20 protein-coding genes are annotated in these 24337 nt (G+C 67.7%); 15 read left to right on the plus strand and 5 right to left on the minus strand.

The window, feature by feature from the left end:
• Positions 1-60 precede the first annotated feature (60 nt).
• The gene (gene mfd, locus J3A72_RS18015) at positions 61-3525 is read left to right on the plus strand and encodes a transcription-repair coupling factor (protein WP_075076202.1); all 3465 of its coding nucleotides are present in this window, start codon (positions 61-63) and stop codon (positions 3523-3525) included.
• A gap of 45 nt (positions 3526-3570) precedes the next feature.
• Positions 3571-4188, plus strand: coding sequence for an HD domain-containing phosphohydrolase (locus tag J3A72_RS18020; protein ID WP_053494648.1), 618 nt, complete (start codon positions 3571-3573; stop codon positions 4186-4188).
• Positions 4189-4388: 200 nt separating this feature from the next.
• On the opposite strand, the gene J3A72_RS18025 is transcribed toward J3A72_RS18020, so the two are convergent.
• A complete protein-coding gene (locus tag J3A72_RS18025) occupies positions 4389-6482 on the minus strand; it encodes a M13 family metallopeptidase (protein WP_046429631.1) in 2094 nt (697 codons plus the stop codon).
• 137 nt (positions 6483-6619) lie between these two features.
• Between J3A72_RS18025 and J3A72_RS18030 the strand changes: the two genes are divergently transcribed.
• A complete protein-coding gene (locus tag J3A72_RS18030; protein WP_230374561.1) occupies positions 6620-7081 on the plus strand; it encodes a hypothetical protein in 462 nt (153 codons plus the stop codon).
• A 110-nt stretch (positions 7082-7191) separates the two neighbouring features.
• Here the strand turns inward: J3A72_RS18030 and gpmA are convergent, their stop codons facing one another.
• Positions 7192-7941 (minus strand): 2,3-diphosphoglycerate-dependent phosphoglycerate mutase, encoded by a 750-nt coding sequence (gpmA, locus tag J3A72_RS18035; protein WP_014036448.1) that lies wholly within the window; start codon positions 7939-7941, stop codon positions 7192-7194.
• Between the two features lie 93 nt (positions 7942-8034).
• Here gpmA and nfi point away from each other — a divergent pair, with 93 nt between their 5' ends.
• Positions 8035-8709, plus strand: a complete 675-nt coding sequence (gene nfi / locus J3A72_RS18040; RefSeq protein ID WP_014646440.1) for a deoxyribonuclease V — start codon at positions 8035-8037, stop codon at positions 8707-8709.
• A 38-nt stretch (positions 8710-8747) separates the two neighbouring features.
• On the opposite strand, the gene J3A72_RS18045 is transcribed toward nfi, so the two are convergent.
• The gene (locus J3A72_RS18045; RefSeq protein ID WP_032958024.1) at positions 8748-9728 is read right to left on the minus strand and encodes a cation diffusion facilitator family transporter; all 981 of its coding nucleotides are present in this window, start codon (positions 9726-9728) and stop codon (positions 8748-8750) included.
• A gap of 180 nt (positions 9729-9908) precedes the next feature.
• On the minus strand, positions 9909-12158 hold the full coding sequence (locus J3A72_RS18050) for a TonB-dependent siderophore receptor (RefSeq protein ID WP_075076217.1): 2250 nt from the start codon (positions 12156-12158) through the stop codon (positions 9909-9911).
• Positions 12159-12444: 286 nt separating this feature from the next.
• Between J3A72_RS18050 and J3A72_RS18055 the strand changes: the two genes are divergently transcribed.
• Positions 12445-13860 (plus strand): GGDEF domain-containing protein, encoded by a 1416-nt coding sequence (locus tag J3A72_RS18055; RefSeq protein WP_053494650.1) that lies wholly within the window; start codon positions 12445-12447, stop codon positions 13858-13860.
• A 95-nt stretch (positions 13861-13955) separates the two neighbouring features.
• Here the strand turns inward: J3A72_RS18055 and J3A72_RS18060 are convergent, their stop codons facing one another.
• Entirely contained in the window at positions 13956-15233 is a 1278-nt protein-coding gene (locus tag J3A72_RS18060; protein ID WP_075076201.1) for an MFS transporter, read from the minus strand.
• A 14-nt stretch (positions 15234-15247) separates the two neighbouring features.
• On the opposite strand from J3A72_RS18060, the gene J3A72_RS18065 reads away from it, so the two are divergent.
• From J3A72_RS18065 to J3A72_RS18110, 10 genes are all read left to right on the plus strand, one after another.
• The gene (locus tag J3A72_RS18065) at positions 15248-15697 is read left to right on the plus strand and encodes a helix-turn-helix domain-containing protein (RefSeq protein WP_014646435.1); all 450 of its coding nucleotides are present in this window, start codon (positions 15248-15250) and stop codon (positions 15695-15697) included.
• 73 nt (positions 15698-15770) lie between these two features.
• Positions 15771-16898 carry a metallophosphoesterase gene (locus J3A72_RS18070; RefSeq protein ID WP_075076200.1) on the plus strand — a complete coding sequence of 376 codons (1128 nt, stop codon included), beginning with the start codon at positions 15771-15773 and terminating at the stop codon, positions 16896-16898.
• Positions 16899-17031: 133 nt separating this feature from the next.
• The gene (locus tag J3A72_RS18075; RefSeq protein WP_014646433.1) at positions 17032-17715 is read left to right on the plus strand and encodes a response regulator; all 684 of its coding nucleotides are present in this window, start codon (positions 17032-17034) and stop codon (positions 17713-17715) included.
• A complete protein-coding gene (locus J3A72_RS18080; protein WP_049419408.1) occupies positions 17712-19091 on the plus strand; it encodes a sensor histidine kinase in 1380 nt (459 codons plus the stop codon). The genes J3A72_RS18075 and J3A72_RS18080 overlap by 4 nt, the downstream gene beginning before the upstream one ends.
• 80 nt (positions 19092-19171) lie before the next feature.
• Complete coding sequence (locus tag J3A72_RS18085) at positions 19172-20008, plus strand: alpha/beta fold hydrolase (protein WP_014646431.1); 837 nt, start codon at positions 19172-19174, stop codon at positions 20006-20008.
• A gap of 1 nt (position 20009) precedes the next feature.
• Positions 20010-20369, plus strand: a complete 360-nt coding sequence (locus J3A72_RS18090; RefSeq protein WP_014646430.1) for an EamA family transporter — start codon at positions 20010-20012, stop codon at positions 20367-20369.
• Positions 20366-20764 carry a DMT family transporter gene (locus J3A72_RS18095; protein ID WP_032958031.1) on the plus strand — a complete coding sequence of 133 codons (399 nt, stop codon included), beginning with the start codon at positions 20366-20368 and terminating at the stop codon, positions 20762-20764. The genes J3A72_RS18090 and J3A72_RS18095 overlap by 4 nt, the downstream gene beginning before the upstream one ends.
• A gap of 10 nt (positions 20765-20774) precedes the next feature.
• On the plus strand, positions 20775-21983 hold the full coding sequence (locus J3A72_RS18100) for a DegT/DnrJ/EryC1/StrS family aminotransferase (protein ID WP_075076199.1): 1209 nt from the start codon (positions 20775-20777) through the stop codon (positions 21981-21983).
• Between the two features lie 168 nt (positions 21984-22151).
• The gene (locus J3A72_RS18105; protein WP_075076198.1) at positions 22152-22868 is read left to right on the plus strand and encodes an MtnX-like HAD-IB family phosphatase; all 717 of its coding nucleotides are present in this window, start codon (positions 22152-22154) and stop codon (positions 22866-22868) included.
• A 64-nt stretch (positions 22869-22932) separates the two neighbouring features.
• Complete coding sequence (locus J3A72_RS18110) at positions 22933-24333, plus strand: aminotransferase class III-fold pyridoxal phosphate-dependent enzyme (protein ID WP_014646426.1); 1401 nt, start codon at positions 22933-22935, stop codon at positions 24331-24333.
• Positions 24334-24337: the final 4 nt, after the last annotated feature.

Below are 24337 nucleotides of genomic sequence, written 5' to 3' on the forward strand. Positions count from 1 at the left end.
GGCAATCGGCCGGCACGACCCACCGGGCTTCGATCGGGCTTCTGCTAAAATCCGGGGTCCATGTCGCGTACCTCATACCCCGCCCCGCCGCTGCCGCGCGCCGGCCAGCTCCGCGCCTGGTGGCGCGCCCCCGCCTCGCCGACCGCCCTGGCCTGGTACCTTGCCCAGGCCGCGCGTGCGCACGACGCCCCGCTGCTGGTGATCGCCCGTGACAACCACGGTGCCAACCAGCTCGAAGCCGACCTGCACACCCTGCTCGGCGGCGATCCGGCCCTGCCGGTGGTCGCCTTCCCGGACTGGGAAACCCTGCCCTACGACCGCTTCAGTCCGCATCCGGACATCATTTCGCAGCGCCTGGCCGCCCTGCACCGCCTGCCCGCGCTGAAGCGTGGCCTGGTCATCGTGCCGGTGCAGACCCTGCTGCAGCAGCTGGCCCCGCGCAGCTACGTGATCGGTGGCAGCTTCGACCTGAAGGTCGGCCAGCGCCTGGACCTGGAAGCCGAGAAGCGCCGCCTGGAAAGCGCCGGCTACCGCAACGTGCCGCAGGTGATGGACCCGGGCGACTTCGCTGTGCGCGGCGGCCTGCTCGACGTGTACCCGATGGGTGCCGACGAGCCGCTGCGGGTGGAACTGCTGGACGAGGACATCGACTCGATCCGTGCCTTTGACCCGGAAAGCCAGCGTTCGCTGGACAAGGTCGAGGCGGTGCACATGCTGCCCGGCCGCGAAGTGCCGATGGATGAAGCCAGCATCGCCCGCGTGCTGGCCACGCTGCGCGAGCGGTTCGATGTCGATACCCGGCGCAGTTCGCTGTACCAGGACCTGAAGTCCGGACTGGCGCCGGCCGGCGTCGAGTACTACCTGCCGCTGTTCTTCGAACGCACCGCAACCCTGTTCGACTACCTGCCCAGCGGCAGCCTGCCGGTGGTCTGTGCCGGTGCGTATGAAGCGTCCGTCGCGTTCTGGGCGCAGACTGCGGACCGCTATGAGCAGCGCCGCCATGATGTGGAGCGCCCGCTGCTGCCGCCGTCGGCGTTGTACCTGTCGCCGGAGCTGCTGCGCGAGCGCCTGAACGATGCCCCGCGCATCGAGGTGTGGTCGGCTGACCATGCGCGCATCGCCGACGCGCACGCGCTGGGCGACCAGCCGCTGCCACCGCTGCCGGTGGCCGCGCGCGAAGCCCCCGCTGGCGAGGCGCTGAAATCCTTCCTCGGCCATTATCCGGGCCGGGTACTGATCGCCGCCGATTCACCCGGCCGCCGCGAGGCGCTGCTGGAAGTGCTGCAGGCCGCCGAGCTGAAGCCGCCGGTGGTGGCCGACCTGCCCAGCTTCCTCGCCGACGACGCGCGCTTCGCGATCGCGGTGGCACCGCTGGAGGATGGCTTCGCGCTGGACGATCCGCGCATCGCGGTGCTGACCGAGCGCCAGCTGTTCCCGGAGCGCGCCGGCAGCACCCGGCGCACGCGCCGTGCCGGCCGCGAGCCGGAAGCGATCATCCGCGACCTCGGTGAACTGACCGAGGGCGCGCCGATCGTGCACGAGGATCATGGCGTCGGCCGCTATCGTGGCCTGATCGCGATGGACGTCGGCGGCATGCCCGGCGAGTTCCTCGAAATCGAATATGCCAAGGGCGACCGCCTGTATGTGCCGGTCGCCCAGCTGCACCTGATCAGCCGCTATTCCGGTGCGTCGGCGGAAACCGCGCCGCTGCATTCGCTCGGTGGCGAGCAGTGGAGCAAGGCCAAGCGCAAGGCCGCCGAGAAAGTACGCGACGTCGCCGCCGAACTGCTGGAGATCCAGGCCCGCCGCCAGGCGCGTGCCGGCCTGGCACTGCAGGTCGACCGCGCGATGTACGAGCCGTTCGCGGCCGGTTTCCCGTTCGAGGAGACCCCGGACCAGCTGGCCGCGATCGACGCCACCCTGCGCGACCTGGCCAGCAGCCAGCCGATGGACCGCGTGGTCTGCGGCGACGTCGGCTTCGGCAAGACCGAGGTGGCGGTGCGTGCGGCCTTTGCGGCCGCCAGTGCCGGCAAGCAGGTGGCTGTGCTGGTGCCGACCACGCTGCTGGCCGAACAGCATTACCGCAACTTCCGCGACCGCTTCGCCGATTACCCGCTGAAGGTCGAGGTGCTGTCGCGCTTCAAGACCACCAAGGAAATCAAGGCCGAGCTGGAAAAGGTCGCCGCCGGCACCATCGACGTGATCGTCGGTACCCATCGCCTGCTGCAGCCGGACGTGAAGTTCAAGGACCTGGGCATGGTCATCGTCGACGAGGAGCAGCGTTTCGGCGTACGCCAGAAGGAAGCGCTGAAGGCGCTGCGCGCCAACGTGCACCTGCTGACCCTGACCGCCACACCGATTCCGCGCACGCTCAACATGGCCATGGCCGGCCTGCGCGACCTGTCGATCATCGCCACGCCGCCGCCGAACCGGCTGGCGGTGCAGACCTTCATCACCCAGTGGGACAACGCGCTGCTGCGCGAAGCCTTCCAGCGCGAGCTGGCGCGTGGTGGCCAGCTGTATTTCCTGCACAACGACGTGGAAAGCATCGGCCGCATGCAGCGCGAGCTGTCCGAGCTGGTGCCGGAGGCGCGCATCGGCATCGCCCATGGGCAGATGCCCGAGCGCGAGCTGGAAAAGGTGATGCTGGATTTCCAGAAGCAGCGCTTCAACGTGCTGCTGTCGACCACGATCATCGAGTCGGGCATCGACATCCCCAACGCCAATACCATCATCATCAACCGTGCCGACCGTTTCGGCCTGGCCCAGCTGCACCAGCTGCGTGGCCGCGTCGGACGTTCGCACCACCGCGCCTACGCGTACCTGATCACGCCCGACCGCCGCGCGATCACCCCCGACGCTGAGAAGCGCCTGGAAGCGATCGCCTCGATGGACGAGCTGGGCGCCGGCTTCACCCTGGCCACGCACGATCTGGAAATCCGCGGTGCCGGCGAACTGCTCGGCGAGGACCAGAGCGGGCAGATGGCCGAGGTCGGCTTCAGCCTGTACACCGAGCTGCTGGAGCGCGCGGTGCGCAGCATCAAGCAGGGCAAGCTGCCCGACCTTGATGCCGGCGAGGAAGTGCGTGGTGCCGAGGTCGAACTGCATGTGCCGGCACTGATCCCGGAAGACTACCTGCCGGACGTGCATACCCGCCTGACCCTGTACAAGCGTATTTCCAGCGCGCGCGACAGCGATGCGCTGCGCGAACTGCAGGTGGAGATGATCGATCGCTTCGGCCTGCTGCCGGATGCGGCCAAGCACCTGTTCGCCATCGCCGAGCTGAAGCTGAAGGCCAACACGCTGGGCATCCGCAAGCTGGACCTGGGCGAAAATGGTGGCCGCATCGTGTTCGAATCCAAGCCGAACATCGACCCGATGGCGGTGATCCAGCTGATCCAGAAGCAACCGAACCTGTACGCCATGGAAGGGCCCGACAAGCTGCGCATCAAGCACCCGCTGCCGTTGCCGGAAGACCGCTTCAACGCGGCCCGCGCCCTTCTGACCACCCTCGCCCCGGGTTGATCGCCCCCCGAACACCCCGCACCGGTCCCCACCCGGTGCGGGCGGATGACCATGTTTCCTGACGCCGTACCCGCCCCCGACCTGCTGCACGCGCAGGCCTGCCTGATCGATGCCCTCTCGATGTCGCTGCAGATGCGCGACGCCTACACCCGCCATCACTGCGACCGCGTCGGCCTGTTCGCGCAGCGGCTGGCCGCGCACTGCGATCTCGACGACCAGGCCTGTGCGCAGGTCGGCCTGGCCGCGCGCTTCCACGACATCGGCAAGATCGGCATTCCCGACGACGTACTGCTGGCACCGCGCCGGCATACCGATGAGGAGCGCGCGATCATGCGCGAGCATCCGGTGCGCGGCGAGCACATCTTCCTGGCCACCGGCCGCAGCGACGCCGCGCCCGTGGCGCGGCTGATCCGCGCCCATCACGAAGCCTTCGATGGCAGCGGCTATCCCGATGGGCTGCGCGGCGAATCCATCCCGCTGGGCGCGCGCATCGTCACCATCGCCGATGCCTACGATGCGATGACCAGCGTGCGCCCGTACCGCGACGCGATGGAGCACGAAACCGCGTTGCGGATCATCGATTCGCAGTCTGGAGGGCTGGTGGATCCCTACGTGCTGCAGCGCTTCCATCGCATGCTGGCGCGGGAGCCGGAGCTGGCCTGAGATCTTCCGGAAGGTGAAACGACCCGTCGGTAGAGTCGACTGTCAGTCGACTGCTCTTCGTCCAGATCGCGAAAATCCCGCGCTGCGCGCGATAGTCGACTGACAGTCGACTCTACCAGTCGGCGCTGCGCTACCGACCTGGAAGACAAAAGGCCCGGCATTCGCCGGGCCTTTCGCATCACGCAGTCACGGGTGATCGATTACCAGATCACCACGCGCTTGTCGTCGGCACGCACCATCGCGTCGCCGGCCTTGCACTGGAATGCAGCGGCATAGGACGGCATGTTCGACGGTGCGCCGTTGGCACGGAAGTTGGCCGGGGCGTGCGGATCGGTGTTCAAGCGGACGCGCAGCTCACCATCGGTGAAGTTGCGGCGCCACACGGTGGCCCAGTTCATGAAGAAGCGCTGGTCCTGGCTGTGGCCATCCACTTCGACATTCGCCTTCGGGTCTTCCTTCAGCGCCATCTGCAACGCGTCGTAGGCCACGGTCAGGCCGCCGAGGTCGCCGATGTTCTCGCCCAGGGTCAGCTTGCCCTTCACGAACACGCCCGGCACCGATTCATAGCCGTCGAACTGCGCGACCAGCTGGTCGGTACGCTCGGTGAAGGCCTTGCGGTCGGCGTCGGTCCACCAGTTGTCGAAGTTGCCGTTGGCGGCGAACTGGCTGCCCGAGTCGTCGTAGCCGTGCATCATCTCGTGGCCGATGACCGCACCGATGCCGCCGTAGTTCAGCGCCGGATCGGCCTTGGCGTCGAAGAACGGTGCCTGCAGAATCGCCGCCGGGAACACGATCTCGTTCTTGGTGGCGTTGTAGTACGCGTTGACGGTCTGCGGGGTCATGCCCCACTCGGTCTTGTCCACCGGCTTGCCGATCTTGTCCAGCATGTAGCGGTAGTTGAACGCACGCGCCGCCTGCATGTTGCCCAGGTAGCTGTCGCCGTTGGTCTGCAGGCCCGCCCAGTCACGCCACTTGTCGGGGTAACCGATCTTCGGGGTGAAGCTGGCCCACTTCTCCAGGGCCTTCTTCCTGGTTTCTTCGCCCATCCACGGCAGCTGCTCCAGGCGCGCCTTCAGCGCCTGCGACAGGTTTTCCACCAGGTGCTGCATGGCGACCTTCGACTCGGCCGGGAACACGGCGTCGACGTACAGCTGGCCCAGGGCTTCGCCCATGCCACCGTTGACCGACTCCAGCACGCGCTTCCAGCGCGGCTGCATTTCCTTCTGGCCACGCAGGGTGGTGCCATAGAAATCGAAGTTGGCCTTCTCGAACTGGCTGCTCAGGTACGGCGAGGCGTCGTCGATGGTGTGGAAGCGCAGGTAGGCCTGCCAGGTGCTGGCCGGCACATCGGCCAGCATCTTGTCCATTTCAGCGAAGAAGCCCGGCTGGGCCAGCGAGAACTTCTGCGCGGCCGGCACCTTGAGGGTCTCGAACAGCGCGGTCCAGCTGAAGTTCGGGGTCAGCTTGTCGGCCTCAGCCGCGCTGAGCGGGTTGTAGCGCTTGGCCGGGTCACGCATTTCGATGCGCGACATCGAGGCCTTGGCCAGGCGGGTTTCGAAGGCCATCACGGCCTTCGCCTGCTCGGCGGCCTGCGCCGCGTCCACGCCGGACAGGGTCAGCACCTGTGCGATATAGGCCACGTAGGCGTCGCGGATCTTGGCCTGCGCATCGTCGAAGTAGTAGCCCTTCTCCGGCAGGCCCAGGCCACCCTGGCCGACGTAGGCGATGACGTTGGCCGAATCCTTGTAGTCGGCATTGGCGAACAGCGAGAACAGCACGCCCTTGCCCTCGGCCTGGCTGTCGCGCAGGTACCGGGTGATGGCGGCGGTGTCGTTCAGCGCGGTGATCTTGTCCAGCTGCGGCTGCAGCGGCGCCAGGCCGGCAGCTTCGATCTTCGCTTCATCGTTGCCGGTCTTCCAGATGTCACCGATCTTCGCTTCCACCGAGCCCGCCTTGGCCTGGCTGGCGGCGGCCTGCTGCACCAGCGCGTGCTGCACTTCCAGCGAGCGCTCGCGCAGGATCTCGAAGCTGCCCCAGGTGGTCTGGTCGCCCGGCACCGGGTTGGCCTTCAGCCACTTGCTGTTGACGAAACCATTGAGGTCGGTACAGGCCGGAATGGCCGGATCGAGGTCGGCGCTGTTGAGCGAGATCAGCGGCGTCTTGATCTGCGACAGGTCGAAGGCCGGCTTGGCGTCGGCACTGGCCGCCGGGGCGGTTTCGTTCTTGCCACAGGCCGCCAGTGAGGCAGCGATGGCGATGGTCAGGCCCAGCGGGACCAGGTTGCGGACGTTCATGAGGCTCTCCTGCGGGTAATTTCACAGGGTAGCCGCGGGAGCGACGCTGGGGACCGGCCAAAGGTCACGAGCGCATGGCGCGGCTCCGTCTGCATGCCGCTATGCTCTGGCTTCCGCGATCACTGGACTTCATGACCATGGACGAAGCTGCGCTGCTGCAGGCCATCGACGCTTGTGAGTGTCTGTTCCTGGCGGGCATCGGCGAGCCGGAAGCGAATCGTCTGCGCCTGGTCGTCGAGGAAGGCCTGGTGGTCGGAAAGCCCTCCCGTGTGGAGCTCGCTCATGGACGTTCAATCGATGATGCGCGTGCGATAGAGGTGATGCCCCACTCGCAGCGTTTTGAGCTGATCTGGGACCACTACATCAGCTACGCCGTGCACAACGAGTCCTACCAGAGCTGGGACGACGCCGAAACCTGGAGCGGCAACCTGTTCCGCCGCTACAGCCGTTCGAAGTTCCTCGATTATCTGGACCATGCCACCTTTGCCGATGGCAGTTACCCGGGCCCATTCACGCACTATCAGGTGATATGCCAGGAACACGTCATCGACATTGCCGCGTTGCGGCCGCCGAAGGTGCGCCGCATGGATCCCTCGTAGCTGGCTGATGCAGCCCCCATGGGTTGGCTCTACCGGGTTGCGACAGCGCCGGCCGAGCGTGGGCTCGGCTCGACAAAAGCGAAGGCCGGCTTGCGCCGGCCTTGTGCTTCTTACTTCGCCTTGCCCTGGTTGGCCACGGCTTCGGCGGCCTTGCGCGCTGCTTCCGGGTCGCCCAGGTAGCGGAACGACTGCACGGTCAGGTCGTCGTTCAGTTCGAACAGCAGCGGGATGCCGGTCGGGATGTTCAGCTCGAGGATCTCCTCGCGCGAGACATTGTTGAGGTACTTGTACAGCGCGCGCAGCGAGTTGCCGTGGGCAGTGACCAGCACGGTCTTGCCGTCCTTCAGCTGCGGCGCGATGGCGTCGTGCCAGTACGGCAGCACGCGGTCCAGGGTGGTGGCCAGCGACTCGGTGCCCGGCAGCGCGTTGCGGTCCAGACCGGCGTAGCGGCGGTCATGGATCGGGTGGCCCGGATCTTCCAGGTCCATCGGCGGCGGCGGGATGTCGTACGAACGGCGCCAGACCTTGACCTGCTCTTCGCCGTGCTTGGCCGCGGTCTCGGCCTTGTCCAGCCCCTGCAGGCCGCCGTAGTGCCGCTCGTTGAGGCGCCAGGACTTGTTCACCGGCAGCCAGTCCTGCTCCAGCTCGGCCAGCGCACCCTGCAGGGTGTGGATGGCACGCTTGAGCACGGAGGTGTGGGCGACGTCGAACTGCAGGCCTTCCTCGCGCATCAGGCGACCGGCGGCGGCCGCTTCCCGGCGCCCCTGCTCGGTCAGGTCGACATCGACCCAGCCGGTGAAGCGGTTGTCCAGGTTCCACTGGCTCTGGCCATGGCGCAACAGTACGAGTTTACGGGTCACTGCAGGGTCTCCAACGCGAGGAAAGGCAGGCCGCCATTGTAGCCCGGCCGCCGCTCACCGGGCCGTGGCGCCGCCCGTGCGATGCTGTGACCGATGAATACGGTGATCGATCCCGGATGTTGGGAAGGCAGCGTCTCCGCGGCGCGCGCGCAGCAGCTCCAGCTGGCCGGCCGCGTGGAGCGCCAGGACCGCCTGCCACGCGACGTCCGTTGGCTGGCCGGGCTGGATGTTGGCTTTGAAGACGACGGCGCCATCACCCGCGCCGCGGCGGTACTGCTGGACGTGGAGACGCTGAAGCCCGTGGCGCAGGAGATCGCGCGCATCCCCACGGTGATGCCCTACATCCCCGGCCTGCTCAGCTTCCGCGAGCTGCCGGCACTGCTGGCCGCGCTGGCGCTGCTGCCGCGCACGCCGGACCTGGTGTTCGTCGATGGCCATGGCATCAGCCATCCGCGCCGGCTGGGCGTGGCCGCGCATCTGGGCGTGGTCACCGACCTGCCCAGCATCGGCGTGGCCAAGTCGAAGCTGGTGGGCCGGTTCGTCGAACCGGGCGCCGAGGCCGGTGCACATGCGCCGCTGCAGGATGGCGACGAACAACTGGGCTGGGTGCTGCGCAGCAAGGTGCGCTGCAAGCCGCTGTTCGTGGCCGGCGGCCATCGGGTCAGTGCCGATACCGCGCTGGACTGGGTGCAGCGCACGCTGCGCGGTTACCGGCTGCCGGAACCGACCCGGCTGGCGGATCGGCTGGCCTCGCGACGGGACGAATGACCGCACCGGGCATTCCCCGGTGCGGCTTTCATTTTCATTCAATGATGCACGTGGCCGCGATGGCCCTGCGCGTCCTCACCGTGGTCGTGGCCTTCATGGCCCTGCTGCGCGCCGCCCTTGGCCGACGCCGGTCCAGCGCAGGCTTCACCACAGTGGTCCGCTTCAATCTGCAGCGTCACGTGCTCGATGCCGAAGTCATCGTGCAGGCGCCCGCCCAGCTCACGGCGCAGCGCATCGGCGTCGGTGCCGTCGCGCATCACGATGTGCGCGGTCAGCGCCGGCGTGCTGGAGGCCAGCGCCCACACATGCAGGTCATGCACGTCCAGCACCGCAGCATGACCGGACAGGCTGTCGCGCACCTTGGCCACGTCCATGCCCTTGGGCACGCCTTCCAGCAGCACGTTGATCGCCTCGCGCATCAGCACGTAGGTGCGCGGCAGTACCCACAGGCCGATCAGCACCGCCAGGATCGGGTCGATCGGCTTCCAGCCGGTCCACTTGATCAACAACGCACCGGCGATCACCGCCACCGAGCCAAGCATGTCCGCCCACACTTCCAGGTAGGCGCCCTTCACGTTCAGGCTCTCGCCGCTGCCGGCCTGCAGCAGGCGCATCGAGATCAGGTTGATGACCAGGCCTGCGGCGGCGATCACCAGCATGCCCGAAGATGCGATCTCCTGCGGTTCGCGGAAACGACCGATCGCCTCCCACAGGATGTAGGCGGCGACCACGAACAGCATGGCGCCGTTGATCATCGCGCCCAGCGCTTCCAGGCGTGCATAGCCGTAGGTGCGGCGCGCGTCCGGCGGGCGTCGGCTCAACCGCACCGCGACCAGCGCGATCATCAGTGCCAGTGCATCGGTGGCCATGTGTGCCGCGTCGGACAGCAGCGCCAGGCTGTTGGTCCAGAACGCGCCCACCACCTCGATGACGAGGAAGGTGGAGGTCAGGCCGAGCGCCCACCACAAGGGTTTCTCGTGGCGGATCTGGGATGGCAGGTGATCGTGGTCGTGGCCCATGGCAACAGCTCCTTTGCGATGCGGTGCAGGCTACGCCGTGCTGGCGGGGGAGACTATTACGGTGTTTATAACATTGCAGGCCAGGCGATCCCTCACCGTGCATGGCCCGGCGCTACCGGAGCGTGGCCGGCAGCGCCAGGCCTGGCCTGGCGACCGCAGCGGACCGGCGTCCGCGTGCGGTCAGAACCCGAAGCGCAGGCTGGCCCAGTACGCGCGGCCCGGTTCGTTGTAGGTCGCCGCACCGGCATCGCTGCTGTTGGCCTCGCGGAACAGGCGCTTGTCGGCCAGGTTGTTCACGCCGAAGCCGAAGCTGACGGTCCCGGTCACCCTGTAGCGCGCGCTCACGCCCCAGATGTTGTAGGCACCGCGGTCCTGCAGCGCGATCGAGGGATCGCAGCTGCCGGTGCAGCGCGGATCATTGTTGATGTTGGCGGTGGCCGGCTTCTGCTTGCCGTAGAACGTGCCGGTCAGCAGCACCGACAGCTTGTCGGTGGCCTGCCAGTCCAGCATCGTGTTGACGGTGTACTTCGGGATCACCGACAGCGGCTGGCCGGTGCTCTTGTTCTCGTTTTCCACCATGTAGGTGAAGTTGTTGCTCCATTTCAGGCGGTTGCCCTGCTCGCCCAGCAGCGGGATCACCAGGTTGCCTTCAAGCCCCTGCACGATCGCCTTGGGCGCGTTCTCCCAGCGGAAGATGCGGCCCTTGGTGTCGGCGGTCAGGCCAATCTGGGTGAAGCCGGCCTGGATCTTGTCCTTGTAGTCGTTGTGGAAGTAGGTCAACGAGGCCTGCCAGCCGCTCTGCGGTGCCCACTCGATGCCCAGTTCCTTGTTCAGGCTGGTTTCCGCCTTCAGGTCCGCGTTGCCGCGCATGTAGCAACCGGCACCCAGGCTCGGCAGTGCATTCGGGCAGCCGTTGCCACGGGTGTAGTACAGATAGTCCGGATTGGACTGGTACAGGTTCGGCGCCTTGAACGCGCGGGCGATGCCGCCCTTCACCACCCAGTCGCTGTTGATGCGGAACTGCGCATTGAGGCTGGGGCTGGTGTTGTTGCCGAACTGGCTGTGGTGGTCGAAGCGCAGGCCCGGGGTGACGATCCAGCGCTCACCCAGGTAGATGTTGTCTTCGACGAACACTGCGGTGGTCTGCGCGTCGGCCTTGCCCCGCGCGCGATCGGCCGACAGCCCCGGGATGCCGCCGCCGCTGCTGCTGGACTGGCTCATCGAGTACGGGTCGGTCAGGCGGCTGTCCAGGTATTCAAAGCCCAGCGTCCAGATGTTCTCGGCGCTGCCCAGCGAGGTCGGGAAGCTCACTTCGCCATCCAGCTGGTAGTTGCGCAGGCGCGAGGTCGACCAGTCGGTGCCGTTGAAGCTGCCTTCCGGGCCACCGGCCAGGCCTTCATTGATGCGCGAGTTGTTGACCGCTTCCACCGCGGCGGTCACCCGCGAGGTCACGTCGCCCCAGCGGCCGCGATGGGTGATCGCGCCGGTGTTGCGGTACATGCGGTTGGTTTCCGCTTCGCCTTCGGCCAGCGCCGCCAGGTCAACGCCGGTCGAGGTACCGGTAGTGCTGACCGCGCGGTCACCGGCGTAGATGTTGCCCTGGCGGCTGGTGCCGGCTTCGAACTCCACCACCTGGTCGGTGGTGATGTCCCAGCGCAGCAACGCGTTGACGTCGCGGTTCTTGACACCCTCGCGGCCAGCCGGCGGCACCGCGTTCGGGTTGGTGGCGTACTGGCGGTTGAGGTCCAGTGAGTCGGCGTCGGTCTTGTTGAGGTTGCCGTACAGGCGGAACGACAGGGTGTCGGTCATCGGCCCGCTCAGCCGCAGGCCGACGCGCTCGCTGCCGCCTTCGGCGCTGTGCTCGGGCACCAGGCCATACAGGTCGACCGCTCCGGTCAGGTCGCCGGTCGGGCGCTTGGTGATGATGTTGACCACGCCGCCGGACGCACCGGAGCCATAGCGTGCCGCCGCAGGGCCGCGCAGCACTTCGATGCGCTCGATCATTTCCGCCGGCACCCAGTTGGTATCACCGCGGGTATTGCGCTCACCGCTACGGCCCATGCGCACGGCGTCACGCGCACCGATGCGCTTGCCGTCGACCAGGATCAGGGTGTTTTCCGGCCCCATGCCACGCAGGTCGATCTGGCGGTTGTTGCCGTACTGGCCCGAGGCGCTGTTGCCGGTGAGGTTGACGCCCGGCATGGTGCGCAGCAGCTCGGCGATGTCGTTGGCCGGCGGGCGCTTGGCGATGTCCTCGGCGGTGATGGTCGAGGTACCCAGTGCCTGGCGGGCAATCTGCGAGGCGGTGACATGCACCGTGTCGATATCGGTGGCATCGGTTTCGGCCTGGGCGGTCAGGGCGCTTCCCGCCAGCAGGGCGGCAACGGCGAGCGCCAGCGGGCGCGGCGAAAGGACAACGGCAGGAGACATGATCTGGACCTTCTGGCAGGGCAACGGGGCCTCTGGCAAAGGGCTTGAGGCAACGACGAGGGGGAGGCGGAGCGTCGCTGCAGTCGCCTGCGGGCCGATCCGTGCGCGCATTCTCCCATCAATGCGAGTGATTCTCAAATGCGTTCACTCATTGCCGCCGCGGCGCCGACCTGCTTTGCGCGCCGTGCAACCCTGCATCGCGCATAAACTGACCGGCCAACCCGCCATCAACCGTGCGCCACCGCGGCCGATACCCGTGGTTTGCCGTACGCAGTCAGAGATCGACGTGGAACCACCCCAACTGGACGATGCCAGCCAACCGCTGGCCGAGGCCTGGCAGCACTGCCTGCAACAGGCCGGCCCTGCCGCCACCGCGCTGCTGCACGCCGCCGCCGCCGATGCCCCGCCGGCGCTGGCCCAACGCTTCTACGAGGTACTGCTGCAGGACGGGCGTGCACGCCGCTTCCTGTCCCACGACCAGGTCAAGCAGCGCCTGCAGCCGGCCATGCAGCGCTGGCTGGTGCAGTTGCTGACCACCAATGCCGACGGTATTGCCGGCGCCGTTGCCTCGCAGCGGGTGATCGGCGATGTGCATGCCCGGGTCGGTATTCCGGTCGACCTGGTCACCCGCGGCGCGCGCGTGCTCAAGCACGAACTGTTCGTGCGCCTGCACGACGACGCGCCCGACAGTGCCACTGCGTTCGCCGCCATCGACTGCCTCAGCGCGATCATGGACATCGCCATGGAAGGCATGACCCTGGCCTATACCCATGCACGCGAGCGCTCGACCCGTGCCGATGCGGCGTACCGGCTGTTCTCGCTGGTGCAGAACGTCGGCACCGAACGCGAACGCCAGCGCGCACTGCTGCTGGACTGGGAGAACGCCCTGCTCTACGCGCTCGCTGGCCACGTACAGGCCAGCGACAGCGCCAGCCTGGCCACTTCCGAGTTCGGCCTGTGGTTCACCCACAAGGGCATCCCCAGCTTCGGCGAGAGCAGCGAGACCCGGCAGGTCGGCCAGCTGATGGCCCGCATCGACAGCAACCTGCAGCGGGCGAGCAACGATGCCCCGGCACAACGACTGGCGGTGCTGCCGGCCATCCGCGAGGACCTGGCCGCCATCCGCACCCTGATGACGCTGCTGTTCGAGCGCATCGGCGAGCTGGATGCCGGCAGCGATGCGCTGACCAACCTGCTCAACCGCCGCTTCCTGCCTACCGTGCTGCGCCGGGAGATCGAGCTGGCCACGCGCAACCGCACGCCGTTCTCGCTGCTGCTGCTCGACCTGGATCACTTCAAGGCGATCAACGACGGCCACGGCCACGACGCCGGGGACCGCGCGCTGCAGCACGTCGCCGGCCTGCTCGGCCAGCTGACCCGCGGCAGTGACTACCTGTTCCGCTATGGCGGCGAGGAGTTCGTGGTGGTGCTGGTCGCGGCCAGCGAATCACAGGCCGCGGTGATCGCCGAAAGCCTGCGGCGGCAGATCGCGCAGTCACCGGTGGCATTGGCCAACGGCCAGGTACTGGCACTGACCGCCAGCATCGGCGTAGCCGGCCATGACGGCCACCCGGACTACGAGCGGCTGATGGCACGGGCCGATGCGGCGATGTACGCGGCCAAGCGCAGCGGCCGCAACCGCGTGGTAGTGGCCAGCGCGGACCTTGAGGAAGCCCCGGGGCGGCGCGCACTGCAGCGATGACGACAGGACAGGTAGAGTCGACCGCTGGTCGACTATCGCGCGCAGCGCGGGATTTTTCGCACGCGGGGCGAAGAGCAGTCGACTGACAGTCGACTCTACCGACAGTCGACTCTACCGGTTCGCGCGCCAGCCGATGCATTGGACGCCACCACCCGCCATGCTGCCCACCACAACAGCGCCAGCGCCGCGATGCCTGCACCCAGCAGGCACACCGCAGGCCAGCCATGCCGGGCCTGCATCCAAGGCCCGGCAGCCGCACCGGCACCACTGCCCACTGCATAGAACAGCATGTACAACGCCACCAGGCGTCCATGCTGTTCTGCCGGTGCACGCAGCAGCAGCGCCTGGTTCGATACGTGCAGTGCCTGCCCACCGAGGTCGAGCACGATCACGCCCAGCAGCAGCAACGACAGCGCCTGCGGCAGGCCCAGCAGCGGCCACCACGCGGCCAGCATCAGCAGCAACGCGCCAAGACTGACCCGACCGGCGAAACCGCGGTCCATCCAGTGCCCGACCCGCGCCGCCATCAAGGCGCCCACTACGCCGGCCAGGCCCAGTGCGCCGATGGCCGCGGTGGACCACTGCAACGGCGGCGCCGACAACGGCAGCGGCACCGCCGCCCAGAACACGTTGAGGCCAGCAAACAGCAGCAATGCCAGCGGCCCACGCTCGCGCAGCGCGCGGTCCCGGCGCAGCATGCCCAGCATCGAACCCAGCAGTTCGCGCCAGCGCGGTGGTACCGCCGGCACCGGCACCGCCGGCAGGCGCCGCCACAGCAGCACGGCCAGGGCCGCCATCAGCGCTGCCGACAGCAGATAGACCGCCCGCCAGCCGACGGTGGCCGCGACCGCGCCCGATACAACGCGCGCCAGCAACAGGCCGATGAACACGCCGCCCTGCACCACGCCCACCAGGCGCCCGCGCTGCTCGGGCGGCGCAAGCGTGGCGGTATAGGCGATCAAGCCCTGGGTCAGCGCGGTGCCCAACAGCCCGGCCAGCAGCATGCCCGACAACAGCCAACCGGCCGTGCGTGCCGCTGCCAGCCACAGCAGGGCCAGCACCAGCGCCATCAACTGCATCCGCAGCAGGCGTCGCCGGTCACCGCGATCGGCGAGCGGCAGCAGGCCCAGCAATGCCAGCACACTGCCTGCCTGGGTTGCCGCCAACACTGCGCCCGCCACGGCACGGTCCAGTGCGAAGGCCTGTGCCAGCCGATCCAGCAGCGGTTGCGCGTAATAGACGTTGGCAACGCTGGCGCCGGCAGCGACCGCGAGCAGGGTCAGCAATGGGCGGGACATCGACGCGCTCATGATGTAGTTGCAATTTGAAACTTGATGCAGGCTATCGTCATTGGTTTTAAACTGCAACCACATTCGGAGGCCACAGCATGCACGCCAACAGTCCCTGCCCCGTTGCCCGCAGCGCCGACCTGCTCGGTGATCGCTGGGCACTGCTGGTGATCCGCGATGCCTTCGACGGAGTCACGCGCTTTGGCGACTTCCAGCGCAGCCTCGGCGCGGCGCGCAACATCCTCAGCGATCGCCTGCGCAGGCTGGTCGAGGCCGGCATCCTGCAACTGCAACCGGCCTCCGATGGCTCGGCCTACCAGGAATACGTGCTCACCCACGCCGGCCAGGAACTGTTCCCGCTGCTGGTCGCGCTGCGCCAGTGGGGAGAACGCCATCGCTTCAGCGCCGGTGAAGCCCATTCGCAGTTGATCGAATCCAGCACGCGGCGACCACTGCCCTACATGCAGCCACACGGGCGCGACGGTCAGCCGCTGCAGGCCGCCGCCACCCGCGTGCGCAAGCTCAAGGACGACCGGCGCGGCGCCTGATCCGCCCATTCGCGCACACCACGATCCGGCCGCGCCGGTTAGCATCGGAGGTTTCCGCCGCCGGACGCCGCCGATGCCGCGCTATCGCCCTTTCCTGCTGACCGCCCTGCTGTTGCCGCTGCTGGCCTGCGCCACAGCAACCACGCAGGCCCGCGAGGTTGCCGCGCCCGCCGACCACGTGCAGGCCGATGGCCCCTATGTATTCCGCCAGGGCGACCAGCTGCAGGCCAAGTGGATCTGCGACGACAAGGTCGAGTCGCGCTCGCTGGCCATCAACACGACGGGCACCGATATCGCGCCGCGCTGTGGCTACGAACACACCGTGCACGTGGCCGCGCCGAATGCGGCCTCGGTCTCCGTGCTGCCGGCCGCGCCGCGCATCGTCGCGCTGTCGGACATCCATGGCCAGTACGGGCTGCTGGTGCGCCTGCTGCGCGCCCACCAGGTCATCGACGCGCAGGATCGCTTCGCCCTGGGCAAGGACACGCTGGTCATCGCTGGCGATGTATTCGACCGCGGCCCGCAGGTGACCGAGGCGTTCTGGCTGCTGTACGGCCTGCAGCAGCAGGCCGCCGCCGCCGGTGGCGCAGTGCACTTCGTGCTAGGCAACCACGAAACCATGGTGCTGTACGACGACCTGCGCTACGTCAACCCGAAGTACCTGCGCAGCGCCCAGCTGCTGGGCCGCAGCTACCCGCAACTGTATGGCGCCGACTCGGTGATCGGGCAGTGGCTGCGCACCCGCCCGGTACTGCTGAAGATTGGCGATACCCTGTTCCTGCATGGCGGCATCTCGCCCGAAGCGGTGCAGCTGGCGCTGGACCCGGCACGCACCAATGCGGCCTATCAGGCCTCTCTGGGCCTGCCCAAGGCCGAAGTGAAGGCCGACCCGGCCACCGCACCGCTGTATGACGGCAAGACCAGCCCGATCTGGTACCGCGGCTACTTCGATGGCCGCCTCGACACAGCGGGGGTACAGACCGTGCTCGACCGCCTGCAGCTCACGCGCATCGTGGTTGGCCATACCTCGATGCCACACGTCAGCAGCTTCCACGGCGACCGCGTGATCGCCATCGACAGCAGCATCAAGAACGGCGAGAACGGCGAACTGCTGTTCATCGAGGATGGCAGGCTCAGCCGCGGCCTGCTGGACGGCTCACGGGTGCCGCTGGCACTGGGTGAGCCGGGCCTGCAGGACTGAATGGCGGGACAGCGCGACGGTGCCGGGAGGTGCCGGCGCGCTCCACCTTCACCCGGTTTGCGGCTACCCTCGGCAGCCGAGAGGCCCGCCCCGTCCACCCGCTGGGCCCGACCGTTACAGGAGCTCCCCGCGCATGCGCGTTCTGATTGCTGAAGACGACCCGGACATCGCCTCCGGCCTGTGCGCCTCGCTGCGCCGGCAGGGGCATGTGGTCGACCACGTCGACAACGGCGCGCACGCCGACGCCGCGCTGGGTTCGACCCAATACGCGCTGCTGGTGCTGGACCTGGGCCTGCCGCAGCTGGATGGCCGCGACGTGCTGCAGCGCCTGCGCCAGCGCGGCGATGGCCTGGCGGTACTGGTGGTGACCGCCCGCGATGGCCTGGCCGAACGCGTGCGCGTGCTCGACCTCGGTGCCGACGACTACCTGGTCAAGCCATTCGCACTGGACGAATTCGAAGCCCGCGTGCGCGCACAGCTGCGCCGCGTGACCAGCAATGGCAACCCGGACCTGCGCATCGGCCGCCTGCGCATCGATCTGGCCGGGCATCGGGTGTGGATCGACGACCAGTCGCTGGAACTGACCGCACGCGAGTTCGGCCTGCTGTCGGCACTGGCGGTACGCGCCGAGCGCATCGTCTCGCGCGCACAGCTGGTGGAGGCGCTGTGCGACTGGGGCCAGGACCTGACCGACAACGGCCTGGACATCGCCCTGCACCGCCTGCGCCGCAAGCTGCAGCCCGGCGGCATGGGCATCCGCACCGTGCGCGGACTGGGCTACATGCTGGAAGACGCGCAGGACGACAGCGCCCCGTGATCAGCGGCCCCCCCAGCCTGCGCCGGCGCCTGCTCGCCTTCCTGGCGTTGCCGATGCTGGGCCTGCTTACCTTCAATACGATCCTGGCCTATTACGTTGCGTTGGATTATTCCAACCGCATCCACGACCGTAACCTGATCGACGACACGCACTCGTTCGCGCAGATGCTGAGCACCATGCCGGTGACCAGCGACCTGTCTCCGCAGGCGCGCTTCCTGATCGAGTACGACCCCGACGGCCATCGCTATTTCAACGTCGACAGCAGCCGCAAGGGCACCCTCAGCGGCAATGCGGACTTCAGCCCGTATGCCCCTTCTCAGGACTGCACCGGCGTGCATCCGGCCCTGTACGACGGCAACCTCAATGGCCAGCAGGTGCGCATGGCCACCGTCTGCACGCAGGCGATGAACGATCCGCAGGACGAGCTGGCAGTGACCGTGGCCGAAAGCATGGCCGACCGCCGCCAGCGTGCGCGCGAGATCCTGATGATCATCATCCCGCTGATGACCATGCTGGCGCTGGGCACCGCAGCGCTGGTCTGGTTCGGCGTGACCTACGGCCTGCGCATCCTCACACCGCTGAGGACCCGCCTGGCGCAGCGTCGTGGCGAACTGGCACCGATCTCCGACGCCGACGTGCCGGAGGAGATCCAGCCACTGATCAGCACCATCGACGATCTGTTTGCCCGCCAGGCGGAAATGATCACGCTGCAGAACCGCTTCATCGCCGATGCCGCGCACCAGCTGCGTTCGCCGCTGGCCGGCATGGCCCTGCATGTGGACCAGGCGCTGGCCCATGGTGATCCGGACACGGTGCGCGAGGCATTGCAGCACATCCGCCGGCTCAACCAGCGCACCGCCCGGGTCAGCACCCAGCTGCTCGCACTGAGCCGGGCGCAGACCGTGCCCGATACCGTGGAGGCACTGGACCTGTGCGAGCTGGTGCCGCAGTGGGTCGGCATGCGCGTGCCCGAAGCGATCCGCGATGGCATCGATCTGGGCTACCGCGGCAGCCCCCACCCGCTGCGCGTGCTCGGCAACGGTGCCCAGCTGCAGGAAGCACTGGACAACCTGATCGACAACGCGCTGCGCTATGCCGGCCGCGATGCGACCGTCACGGTCGGCGTGCATGCGCTGGATGACAATGACGTCGAACTGTACGTGGAGGACAACGGCCCCGGCGTGCCCGAGGACGTGATGCCACGGCTGGGCGAGCGCTTCTTCCGAGCGCCTGGCACCGCAGCCAGCGGCACCGGCCTGGGCCTGGCCATCGCGCACGAAGCGGTGGAGCATTCCGGCGGCCGCCTGACCTTCCTCAACCGCGCCGGTGGGGGCCTGAAGGTCGCCATCACACTGCCGCTGCTGAAGGCCCCCTGACCCGTACCGGGGCGCTGAAAGGCTGGCGAAAATCGCGCTTGCGATCCTGACCATCCCCACTGCCGTCCCGGAGCCGCCAGGTGACCGAATCGCACGACTTCTTCCTCCCCGGTGGCCCGCAGGGCGTGCTGCTGGTCCACGGCCTGACCGGCACCCCGGCGGAAATGCGCATGCTGGGCAAGGGCCTGAACAACGCCGGCTTCACCGTACACGGCGTGCAGTTGCCCGGCCATTGCGGCACCGTGGATGACCTGCTGGCGACCACCTGGGAACAGTGGTACCAGGGCGTGGAAGATGCAGCGGCGAGCCTGCGTGGCAAGGTCGACCAGTTGTTCGTCGGCGGCCTGTCGATGGGCGCGGTACTGGCGCTGGCGCTGGCTGCACGCCGCCCCGAATGGGTGTCCGGCGTCGGCGTGTATGGCGCCACCTTCCGCTACGACGGCTGGAACATTCCCGCCGTGGCCCGCCTGTCGTTCCTGCTGCCGTGGTTCAAGCGCTTCAACATCGGCCGCGACCGCATGTTCATGGAAGAACCGCCCTATGGCCTGCGTGACGAGCGCCTGCGTGCGCAGGTCAGTGCCGCCATGCTGTCCGGCGACAGCGCCGCGGCCGGCCTGCCGGGCAACCCCTGGCACGCGCTGGCCGAGATGCGCGCCCTGAGCAACTGGACCCGCCGCCACCTGCACCAGGTCACCGCACCGTGCCTGGTGATGCACGCCCGCGAAGACGACGTGGCCAGCATGGGCAACGCCGAACTGGTGATGTCGAGGGTCAGCGGCCCGAAGGAACTGGTGGTGCTGGAGGACAGCTACCACATGATCACGATCGACCGCGAACGCCGCGAGGTGATCCGCCGCAGCGCGCGTTTCTTCACCGAAATCGGCGAACGCAGCGGCGTGCTCAAGGCGGTGGCCTGAGATGGGGGCACTCGCCACGCTGCTGTGGCTGGCCAATGTGGTGCTCGATACCGGTGGCCAGCTCGCCTTCAAGGCCGCCGCCAGCGACCCGCAGGATGGCGAAGGACTGCAACGCTGGAAACACATGCTCAGCCGCCCCTGGCTGTGGATCGGCATCGCCTGCTACGTGCTTGAGTTCGTTGCCTGGATCGCGTTCCTGTCGCTGGTGCCGTTGTCCAAGGGCGTGCTGCTGGGCTCGATCAACATCGTTGCGCTGATGATCGCCGGCCGCATCCTGTTCCGCGAAAAGCTCACGCCATTGCGGGTGACCGGCATGCTGCTGGTCACGGCGGGCGTGGCGGTGGTGGGGGCCGGCTCATGAGGCGCCTGTATGTGATCGGCTTTCCCCTGCTGATGGCCTTCGACACGCTGGCCCAGCTGTGCTTCAAGTACGCCGGTGACGCCGCGCTGCCGGTCGAGGCCAACACCGCGTGGCTGTTGCGCGTGCTGTCGCAGCCGTGGGTGTACGGCGCGGTCCTCGGCTACATCGGCGCGTTCTTCACCTGGATGAGCCTGCTGCGCCATGCGCCGATCGGCCCGGCGTTCGCGGCCTCGCACCTGGAGGTGATCAGTGTGCTGCTGCTGTCGGCCTGGCTGCTGAAAGAGCCGCTCACCCTGCACCACCTTGTCGGTGCGGTACTGATCGTGGCTGGCATCGTCTGCCTCGGCCGCGCCGAAGCGGACGACCCGCACAGCCCCGCCGACAGCACTTCGTGAGCGGGCTGCGATGAGCCTGTTCGCGCGCGAACTGCCGCCGACCGCTGGCCTGCCGATGCAGGCCAGCGACTTCCTTCCCGGCGGCGGCGACCTGCGCGACATCCTGGCCACCCAGCTCGGCACACCGCCGCTGCAGCTGACCTGTTCCGGCACCCACGCGCTGCTGATCGCGCTGCGCACCCTGCGCAAGCGCGCGCCCAAGCGCGATACCGTGATCCTGCCGGCCTATACCTGTCCGCTGGTGCCGATCGCGGTACACAGCCTCGGCCTGCGCGTGCAGCTGTGCGATACCCGGCGTGGCCATTTCGACTTTGATCCGGCACAGCTCTCGCGCCTGGCCGACGCGCGGACGCTGGCGATCCTGCCCACCCACCTCGGCGGGCGCATCGCCGATGTCGAACGGGCCTGCGAGGTCGCACGCGGCGCCGGCGCCTGGGTGATCGAAGATGCCGCACAGGCGCTGGGTGCACGGGTCGGCAACAGCAGCGTGGGCCTGCGTGGCGACATCGGATTCTTCAGCCTGGCCGCCGGCAAGGGGCTGAGCCTGCATGAAGGCGGCCTGCTGGTCAGCCGCGATGACGAGCTGCGCGCCGCGCTGGCCGAACATGCCGCCGAACAGGTACGTTTCAGCCTGCGCTGGGAGCTGCTTCGCAGCGTGCAGCTGCTGGGTCTTGCCGCCTGTTACCGCCCCTCGCTGCTGTCGCTGGTGTACGGCAATCCGCTGCGCAGCGCCCTGCAACGCGGCGATCTGGAAGACGCGGTCGGAGACGTTTTCCCGCTGGACATCCCCCAGCACCGGGTCAGCCAGTGGCGGCAGAACGTGGGCGCCCACGCTGCACGGCGGCTGCCTGCGTTCCTGCAGGCCGGGCGCCTGCGCGCACTGCAGCTGCGTGTGCAGCTGGCACAGCTGCCGGCGGTGGAGGTGGTCGATGGCCTGGCCGGCACCGGCGGCACCTGGCCGATGCTGATGCTGCTGCTGCCCAGCCAGCGCGCGCGCGATGCCGCACTGGACGAACTGTGGCCGCGCGGCCTCGGTGCCAGCCGCATGTTCATCCATGCCCTGCCCGACTACGCCTACCTGCGTGGCATCGTGCCGCAGGACGACATGCCGAACGCGCGCGACTTCGCCGCACGCATGCTGACCCTCGGCAACAGCGCCTGGCAGACCCGGGAAGAGACCGCGCAGATCCTGCGGGCGCTGGCCGCTGCGCAGCCCTGAAAGCGCGGTTTTCACGGCATCACGCCCATTCAGCACGCTCGATTCCTGAACACTTTCCCCACCCGGCGGTGCAGGCTTTCAACAGGAAAGGAACGAGAAAGGCTGCCTGCCTACATTGAGCCTGCCCCGGCATCGTGCCGGACGTTTCTTTCATCGACGGACCTGCCCATGCACTGGAGCATCCTGTGTGACTTCGATGGCACCATCAGCCTCGAAGATGTCATCGACTCGCTGCTGGAGAAGTACGGCCAGCCGGGCTGGCAGCAACTGGAAGACCAGTGGAAGGCGGGAAAGATCGGCTCGCGTGAATGCATGCAGGGCCAGGTGCGGCTGTTGAAGCTGGACCCGGCCACGCTCGACGCGCACCTGGACCAGGTGCAGATCGATCCGGGCTTCGCCGCCTTTGTCAGCCGCGCCGAACAGCTGGGCGTGCCGCTGCGCATCGTCAGCGACGGGCTGGACTATGCGATCCACCGCATCCTCGCCAACCACGGCCTGTCGCGACTGCCGGTGGTGGCCAACCACCTGCGCTGGTGCGAAGACCATTGGGAACTGGAGTCGCCCTACCAGGCCGAAGGATGCCGCAGTGGTACCTGCAAGTGCACCTGCGCCGCGCAGGCGCGTGCCGACGAAGCACCACGCGTGCTGATGATCGGCGATGGCAGCTCGGATTTCTGCGTCTCCGAAGATGCCGACTTCGTGTTCGCCAAGCGCCGCCTGATCACCCATTGCACGAAGGCCGGCATCAAGCATGCCGCCATCGATACCTTCCACGATGCAATCGCACTGTTGCCGCGCTTGCTCGATGGCAGCCTGCTGCAGCCACGTCGCCTCGACGCCAGCCCGCAGCCCGCCGCACTGCCCCTGCTGCTGGCCACCGCCTGAGCACTCCCTTCCAGGCGCGCTCCCCCGTCACCCCTTTCGAACGTCCTTCACGGAACCGAACTGCATGAACATTTTTGACAAGAACGCCGACGCGGCTGCCTCCGACGCGCAGCTGCTGGCCGACGAAGCCCGCTACAGCTCCTTCGGCGACACCGTCCACTACGTCGACCCGCCGAAGATCTTCCAGCGCGGCGAAGGAAGCTACATGTTCGACGGTGCGGGCGTGCCCTACCTCGACCTGCAGATGTGGTACTCGGCCTGCAACTTCGGCTACAGCAACAAGCGCCTGAACGACGCGCTGAAGGACCAGATCGACACCCTGCCGCAGGTCGCCAGCCAGTACCTGCACCCGACCCGCGTGCAGCTGGCCAAGACCATTGCCGTGGACATGCACCAGAAGTTCGGCCTCGACGGCCGCGTGCACTTCAACGTCGGCGGCGCGCAGGCCATTGAAGATTCGCTGAAGATCGTGCGCAACGCGCGCGGCGGCAAGAGCCTGATGTTCGCCTTCGAGGGCGGCTACCACGGCCGCACCCTGGGTGCCTCGTCGATCACCTCCAGCTACCGCTACCGCCGCCGCTACGGCCACTTCGGCGAGCGCGCGATGTTCATCCCGTTCCCGTACCCGTTCCGTCGCCCGAAGGGCATGACCCCGGACGAGTATTCCGACCACTGCGTGTGGCAGTTCGAGCGCCTGTTCGAAAGCGAGTACAACGGCGTGTGGGATCCCAAGGTCGGCCAGGCCGAGTACGCCGCGTTCTACGTCGAGCCGATCCAGGGCACCGGCGGCTACGTCATCCCGCCGCGCAACTTCTTCACTGGCCTCAAGCGCGTGCTGGACAAGTACGGCATCCTGATGGTCGTCGATGAAATCCAGATGGGTTTCTGGCGCACCGGCAAGCTGTGGTCGATCGAGCACTTCGGCGTTACCCCGGACGTGCTGGTGTTCGGCAAGGCGCTGACCAACGGCCTGAACCCGCTGTCGGGCCTGTGGGCGCGCGAAGAACTGATCAACCCGACCGTGTTCCCGCCGGGCTCCACCCACTCCACCTTCAACTCCAATCCGCTGGGCACCCGCCTCGGCCTGGAAGTGCTGAAGCTGGGCAAGGAAATGGATTACGAGCGCACCGTGCCGGAGAAGGGCGCGTACTTCCTGGACGGCCTGCGTGGCCTGCAGAAGCGTCACCCGGAGATCGGCGACGTCGACGGCCTGGGCCTGGCCCTGCGCGCCGAGATCTGCCAGACCGACGGCTACACCCCCAACAAGGAACTGCTGGACCGCATGGTCGACATCGGCCTGGCCGGTGACCTCCTGCACGACGGCAAGCGCATGGGCCTCGTGCTCGACGTGGGTGGCTGGTACAAGAACGTGATCACCTTCGCGCCGTCGCTGGACATCAGCTACGAAGAGATCGACCTGGCGATCACCCTGCTCGACCAGGCGCTGACCAAGGCCAAGGGCTGAGGTC

This window comes from Stenotrophomonas sp. PvP093 (assembly GCF_017876915.1).
GTDB lineage: Bacteria > Pseudomonadota > Gammaproteobacteria > Xanthomonadales > Xanthomonadaceae > Stenotrophomonas > Stenotrophomonas muris.